The 7,168-nt window shown below is 69.5% G+C and carries 5 protein-coding genes; 4 read left to right on the top strand and 1 reads right to left on the bottom strand.

Annotation, left to right across the window (positions count from 1 at the left end; all coding sequences use genetic code 11):
• Positions 1-569, top strand: a 569-nt coding sequence (locus tag AC5LSR_RS01915) for a CoA transferase (protein WP_493468082.1), incomplete at its 5' end; no start/stop codon positions are given.
• Here AC5LSR_RS01915 and AC5LSR_RS01910 read toward each other — a convergent pair.
• Positions 482-2,416, bottom strand: coding sequence for a helix-turn-helix domain-containing protein (locus tag AC5LSR_RS01910; protein ID WP_493465167.1), 1,935 nt, complete (start codon positions 2,414-2,416; stop codon positions 482-484). The two genes, AC5LSR_RS01915 and AC5LSR_RS01910, sit on opposite strands and share 88 nt — an antisense overlap.
• An 804-nt stretch (positions 2,417-3,220) precedes the next feature.
• Here AC5LSR_RS01910 and AC5LSR_RS01905 point away from each other — a divergent pair.
• The 3 genes from AC5LSR_RS01905 to AC5LSR_RS01895 all read left to right on the top strand — a co-directional run bounded on the left by AC5LSR_RS01905 (position 3,221) and on the right by AC5LSR_RS01895 (position 7,166).
• Positions 3,221-4,393, top strand: a complete 1,173-nt coding sequence (locus AC5LSR_RS01905; protein WP_493468081.1) for a sugar ABC transporter substrate-binding protein — start codon at positions 3,221-3,223, stop codon at positions 4,391-4,393.
• Positions 4,394-4,488: 95 nt separating this feature from the next.
• On the top strand, positions 4,489-6,126 hold the full coding sequence (locus AC5LSR_RS01900; protein WP_250282444.1) for a sugar ABC transporter ATP-binding protein: 1,638 nt from the start codon (positions 4,489-4,491) through the stop codon (positions 6,124-6,126).
• Positions 6,123-7,166, top strand: a complete 1,044-nt coding sequence (locus AC5LSR_RS01895) for an ABC transporter permease (protein WP_250282446.1) — start codon at positions 6,123-6,125, stop codon at positions 7,164-7,166. The genes AC5LSR_RS01900 and AC5LSR_RS01895 overlap by 4 nt, the downstream gene beginning before the upstream one ends.
• Positions 7,167-7,168 lie beyond the last annotated feature (2 nt).

Genomic DNA, 7,168 nt, shown 5'->3' with positions numbered 1-7,168 from the left:
TGGACGCCGCGATGGTCGACGGCGCGGCCCTGCTGAGCACCATGAGCCATGAGATGCGCAACGAAGGCAGGTGGGTGGAACAGCGTGGCAGCAACCTCAATGACTCCGGGGCCCCTTTCTACGACGTGTACGAGACCGCCGATGGCCGCCTTGTCGCGCTGGGGGCGGTCGAGGACAGGCTCTGGGAGTCCCTCCTGCGGTTGCTCGGGCTGCACGACGAACCGGTCGACAGATGGGACCGGGCGAACTGGCCATGGTGGCGGGAGCGGCTCGCGACGGTGTTCCGACAGCGCACCCAGGCGCGGTGGTGCGCCCTGGCCGAGCAGGCCGGCGTGTGCCTGTCTCCCGTTCTCACGATGGCGGAGGCGCCCGCCCATCCACACAACACGGCCCGGGCGGTCTTCACCAGGGTGGGCGATGCCGTTCTCCCCTCGCCAGCGCCACGCTTCAGCCGTACGCGGCTGGAACCGATCGCCGAACCTCAGTCCCGTGACGACGACACGGCCGACGTGCTCGCCGAGCTCGGCATCGACGTGCCGCGGCTCGTCGGCGACGCCTCGGGCGGGTAGCCGACGCCGGCGGCAACCGCTGGGCAGCCGCCGAGGCGAACGATCGTCATCGCCATCTGCGCGGTCAGATAGTCGCTGTCGTCGGTGGTGACGCGCAGACCGGTGAGGCGTTCGATGTTGGTGAGCCGGTAGCGCACCGTGTTGGGATGGACGCCCAGTTCGTCGGCGCAGTCGCGCACGTTCCTGGCCAGCCGCAGGAACGGCTCCAGTGTCGACATCAGTTCCACGGACTTGACGGAGCGGTCTCGCAGCAGGGGCCCGAACGTGTCGAGAACGAGCTGGCTGGCCTCGTCGCGGCTGGTCGAGGCCAGCAGGAGCCGTGCCGCGCCGAGATCGTCGGCGGCGAGCACGCCCGGCTCGGCGTCCGAGAGATGTTCACGGATGCACTTCAGGACCTGCTGGGCCTCCCGGTGGGCTCGGTGGTCGTCCCCGGGGGCCTCCACCACCGTCGAGATCGCCGCACAGAGCTGGCCTTCCGGACTGAGTTCGGCGAGCACGACACGCAGCCGGGCCCTCACCCATTCGACCGCCTCCCGCCGGTCGCACTCCCTCGGCACCTCGATGATCACCGCGATGTCGCTGCCGGACCAGGCCGCCAGCGCGCTTGACGGTGACTCCCGGTCGGTCAGGATCTGGGCCACCTGCCGTGACATGACGCGGTTCGCCGAACCGCTGTCCCGCGCGGCCACGAGGCAGACCACCCGCCGCGCGGTGAGGTCGACGCCGAGCGAGCGAGCCCGTTCCTCGAGCTCCCGCTCGCCACGGATCAGGCTTCCCACGAGGGCCTCGACCGCATGCCATTCCATGTCCTGGTCGATCCTGCTCCGCAGACGCTCAAGAGCGATGTTGTGCGCGGCCCTGCGCACGATGACGTCATCGAGCTGACCGAACCGGCCGGCGGCCTCGACGACGACGACGTAGCCCTGCCGCTGTCCGTTGAGTTCGATCGAGGTCAGCAGGAGCCGATGGTTGATGCCGGCCTGCGGCAGCGGCGGGATGCACTGCGGGCGTCCGGACTCGAGTGACTCCGTGACGGGCTCGACCGAGGGATGATGCCGGATGTCGCCCAACGACCGGAGTCGCACGCGCAGGTCGTCCGTCGCGCCGGCGCAGGACAGGCAGCGGAAGTCCACGTCGTAGATGGCGCAGGGCTTCGACAGCAGTTGCGCGACCGTCTCCCCCAGCTCACGGACCCCCCAGCCGCTCAGCGCGATATCCGCGAGCTGCCCCTCCATGCGACGAGCGCGCTGCAGCATCTCCAGCTGCCTGGCCTGTACGTGGAGGCTGTCCCTGAGCTGGGAGGTCAGTTGCACCTGGTTGATCGCCGTGGCCGCGAGCTCGGCGAACGACAACGCCAGCTCCTGGTCCGGCTGTGAGAACTCCATCGTGGTGTCCTCGGTGTCGAGACACAGAATCCCGATTACCTCGCCGCGGAGCCTCATGGGGATTCCCAGCACCGAGCGTGCCCGCCAGCGACGCATCGCGGCGTGCACCGGCCGGGGATCCACCAGCGTGTTCGTGAGCATCACGGGCCGGCCGGTGTCGAGGATTTCCCGGGTGAAGTTGTCCCCGGGCATTCCGCTGACCAGCTGTTTTACGGGTATGTCGATGTCCCGGGCAGCGTGCGCGGCCTTGCCGTGCAACAGACCGGTCTCCCGGTCGCGCAGATGCAGACTGCACCGGTCGGCGCCTGTCAGCTCGCTGAGGGTGTCGACAATAAGATGGAAGATCGTGTCAAGGTCGCGTTCTTCGGCCAGCGCGCCAGCCAGTTTCCGGAACGCGGCAAGTTCCTTGTGTTCCCTGTGCTCGCCACCCACCTCGGGGGCGCGCTCGGACGGTTGCCGCATACCGGTCACGTCCGGTATCTGTTGATGCTCCGATCCGGCCTGGCGAACCCCGCTCATGTCCTGTCCGAGACCCCCGTCCGCAGGTCGCCTGAACCATGGATGCGGATGCCTTCCATGGCAGCAAACAGCCAGCAACGGTCTCTGTCAACGGCGCCCGGGCCCGGCCCCCTCGACCGGCGGTGGCGCTGCCGGTGACGCCGGCTGCCCGCCCGCGGCGGCCGACGGGCCAGCTGACGGATCTCCACCCAGTCCTGCACTCTCAGCACCCCCACCGTCAACCGGGGCCCATTTCCGCCCATGGGCAGCGGGTCAGTGTTCAACTGTCGCCCACGGTCCCGCCGGGCGGGTTTTGGAGCGGGGTCCAAAAGGCCGGACGCGGCGTTGCTGCGCACCCGGGGATCCGCCGCTAGCGTTCGCCCTCGCTCAGCCAGGTTGTGAGCCGGAGCACAGTTCCAGCTTCCGCGAATTCCAGGGAGTGCCGACGTGACGGGCGCGTCCATCTGCTTCGCCGGAAGGCCCCCGCGGCGGAAACCCTCCGGCGGGCACGAACGACGAGAGAGGGGACGTCACCTCTCCCACCCACCCGAACAGCCGTCCTGGCCAACGACGCTACGCGCGGCCTGTGGCTGGCCGACCCCGTGGATCATGCCGCAACGCTGCTGACAGGCCTGGTCATCAGCGCCCCCGCCCGCCGAGGCCCAGACCCTGATCTCCCCGGCCGGGGCAGGCCGCGGCCTCCGGCTCTGCCTCCCATCCCGATCCGACACACCACCGACAGGGAGAACGATGATCCATCTGAGGGCAGTGAGGCGTTCGGCATCCGGCATGCTCGCCGCCGTGACCGCGGTGGCGCTTGTCGCCGCGGCCGGGTGTTCCTCCTCCGGACCGGACTTACCCGACGCCACGGGCGGCGGCGCCACGTCGGCCTCCGGGGACGGCTACACCGCCACGGCGCGGGAAGCGGTCGACGCGGCCTACAGAGGCCTCTACAGCGCACCTGCCAAGGGCGGTCCCAGCGCCCAGAAGGGAAAGAACATCTGGGTGATTCCGTGTTCTTCGGCGCTGTTCGGCTGTTCCGAACCCGCCACGGCCATCCAGGAGGCAGCCAGGGTGCTGGACTGGAAAATCACGACGGCAGACGGCAAGGCCAGTCCCGCGGGCTATACGGCCGCCCTCAACCAGGCGGTCGCGGCACACGCGGACGGCATCATCACCATCGCGATCGACTGCCCACCGGCCAGGGCCGGGCTCCAGGCGGCGAAGAACGCCCGTATTCCGACGGTGGCCGTATGGGCCTACGACTGCGACGACCCCAAAGCAGGCGGCGGCGCGTCGCTGTACTCGGCGACCATCAATTCCAGTGGCACCCCTCCCCAGTTCGGTACCAGGTGGGGCACGTTGAAGGCCGACTATGCGATCGCCGCCACCGGAGGCAGGGCGAAGGTCCTACTGATCACGCACCCGGACTTCGTCGTCACCCAGTACGAGGAGGCCGGATATCGAGAAGAACTGGCCAGGTGCGGCGGATGCCGGATCGTCGACACGGTCGCTATCACCGGTCAGGACCTCGGCAACCCGGCGACGACGGCACAGAAGGTCGCCACGGCGTTGCAGAAGCATCCTGAGGCGAACGTCGTGGACGCTCCCGACGACACCACCATGGCCGAGATCTCCCAGGTCATCACCGCAAGCCAGCACTCCGGTCTCGTCGTGGTGGCCGGCGAGGGCTACCCGTCGACCGTGGCCCTTATTCGCAGGAAGGTGGTCACCGCCGCCGTCGGCGTTCCCGCGAACTGGCTCGGCTGGGAGGGCGCGGACGCGATGAACCGGGTTCTGGCCGGCGAGACGACCATCCCGGACCAGGGGGCCAGCTTCCAGATCATCGACGCCGACCACGCTCTGCCCGCCTCCGACAGCCAGTCCTGGACGCCGTCGGTCGACTACCGGGCCGCGTTCACCGCGAACTGGACCGGCTGACGTCAACCGCCGCGATGCCCGTGCCGCCCGGGATCCGTGGGACGGCACGGACATCGCCATACCGGACCACACAGCCGGACCACACAGGAGGACAGATGACCGCCGTCGGCGAGGCGCAGTCTCCGCGGACCACCGCTCCGGCGATCCGCGTCAACGCGGTCTCCAAGACCTTCGGTGGCACCCGCGCGCTACGCGATGTCAGCTTCGAGGTCCCCCGCGCCTCGGTACACGCGCTGTGCGGCGGAAACGGATCGGGCAAGTCGACGCTCATCAAGATCCTGGCCGGGGTGCACCAGGCTGACAGCGGCACGATCGAGATTGACGGCCACGTCCACGACGCGACCCGGACGAACCCGGGGTGGGCCGGTTCGAACGGGCTCTACTTCGTCCATCAGGCGGTGGGCACGTTCCCGTCGATGACGGTGGCCGAGAACTTCGCCGTCAGCTCGGCCTTCGGCGCGAGGAGCCTGGCTCCGGTCTCGTGGCGGGCGCTGCACCGGCGCGTCCAGAAGGTGCTGGAGCGGTTCGAGATCGACGTCTCACCAAAGACGATCATGGCGCAGGTTCCGCCCGCCACGCGGACGATGATCGCGGTCGCCCGCGCGCTGCAGTACGAGGCCGAGGCCGGGCGGGGCACGCTGGTCCTCGACGAGCCTACCGCGTCGCTTCCGGCCGAGGAGGCGCAGGCGGTGCTCGACGCCATGCGTGGTTACGCGCGGCGCGGCCACGCCGTCGTCTTCGTGTCGCATCGGCTGTCCGAGCTGCTGGCGGTGTCGGACAGCGCGACCTTCCTGAGAGACGGGCAGCATGTCCGGACCTGCGACGCCGCGGACCTCGACGAGAGCAGCCTGGTCCAACTGATCACGGGACATGCTCCGGTCGCGCCGAGCAGGAATACCGTCGGTACCGACCAGGCCGAGGTCCGGCTGCGGCTTGAGAACCTCGCGGTCGGATCACTGGACGACATCTGCCTGCAGGTGCGCGCCGGGGAGGTCGTCGGAATCGCCGGGCTGCTCGGCTCGGGCCGGTCGACGTTGCTGCAGTCGCTGTTCGGGGTCAGGCCGGCTCGGGGAGGCCGGGCGACCCTCGACGGCGTCGAGCTGACAGCCAACGACGTCCCCGCCGCCATCAGGGGCGGCATCGCCTACGTCCCCGAGGACCGCGCCGGACAGGCCGCGTTCGCCGAGCTTTCCGTACGCGCGAACCTGAGCGCGCCGAGCCTGCGGCGCTACTGGAACCGGGTCTGGCTGCGGCGTGCGGCCGAACGTTGCGACGCCCAGAGCGTCATCGAGCGATACAAGATCAAGGTCGACGGGCCCGAAGCGTACTTCGCCACCATGTCCGGCGGAAACCAGCAGAAGGTGGTGCTGGCGCGCTGGCTGGAACTGGCGCCGCGGCTGCTGCTGCTCGACGAGCCGACCCAGGGCGTCGACATCGGCGCCCGTACAGCGATCCACCAGCTCGTCCGCCAGGTCGCGGCCGCCGGGACCGCGGTGCTGCTCGTCAGCTCCGATCCTCAGGAACTCGTCGACGCGTGCGACCGGGTGGTCGGTGTCCACAGCGGGCGGATCACGGGCGAGGCGTCGGGCGCCGACCTGACCGTGCGGCGCTGTACCGAACTCGGTCACGGGCTGGGCGCACCGTCCGGAGCGCGCACACCGACGTCGCGCGCCCTCGGCCCACGGACACCCGCCACCCACCCACCGACCAGCATGGAGCCTCGAACATCATGACAGCGACCGCCACCGACCAGCGTCCGAACAGTCCCGCACCCCCCGGCTCAGGACGTCCGCCACGCCGTGCGAACTGGCCGGGCGGGGCGCGGTGGCTCTCCCTCGGCGAGCGGTTCGGCCTCCTGGTACTGATCGTTGCCATCATCGTCGCCTGGTCGGTGCGGTTCCCCGACACGTTCGCCACCGTACACAACTGGCAGATCATCGGCAGTTCACAGTCAGTGAATCTGATCATTGCGCTGGCGCTGATGGTCCCGCTCCTGAGCAACAACTTCGATCTCTCGGTCGGGTCCACCGCCAGCCTGGCGTCGATGCTCACCGCGGGCCTCATGGCGCGCAACGGATGGAACCTGCTCGAAGCCGTACTGATGGTTCTGGTCATAGGTCTGCTGATCGGGGCCGTCAACGGGCTGCTCGTCACACGGTTCGGGCTCAACGGGCTCATCGCCACCCTCGGATCGGCGACCGTGCTCGACGGGACGCAGAGCTGGTACAGCCACAACCTCAGCATCTCCTCCGGCTTCTCGCAGAAGCTGGTCGACTTCGGGACCGCCACGGTCTGGAAGATCCCGTGGCTGACCGTCGTCGCCCTGCTCATCGCGCTGGTGACCGGATACGTCGTCGCGCAGACGCCGTTCGGTCGCAGGCTCGTGGCTGTCGGGTCGTCGAGCCCGGCAGCCCGCCTGGTCGGCGTGCGAGTGGACCGACTGGTGCTGGCGAGCTACATGACGTCCGGAGGGCTCGCCGCGGCCGGCGGGGTGCTCCTGCTGGCGCAGCAGGGCAGCGCGACCCCCGGCACGACCGGCATCGGTGTCCTTCTCCCAGCTCTTGCCGCCGTCTACCTGGGAGCGTCCACGTGGACGCCCGGTCAGTTCAACGTCGTGGGAACGATCCTCGGCCTGGTCCTGGTCGCCGTGATCGTCAGCGGCCTGACCCTCGGCGGTGCCGCAACGTGGGTCAGCGGTGTTGCCGACGGCGGCGCGCTGATCCTCGCGGTCGGCGCGTCAGCGGCATTCAGACGCAGGCGGCGAGGCGCGTGACC

The sequence above is a fragment of the Protofrankia sp. CiP1_Cm_nod4 genome, from assembly GCF_982290645.1.
Note: the sequence above shows the minus strand (reverse complement) of the source record. Positions and strands in the feature narration are given on the sequence as shown.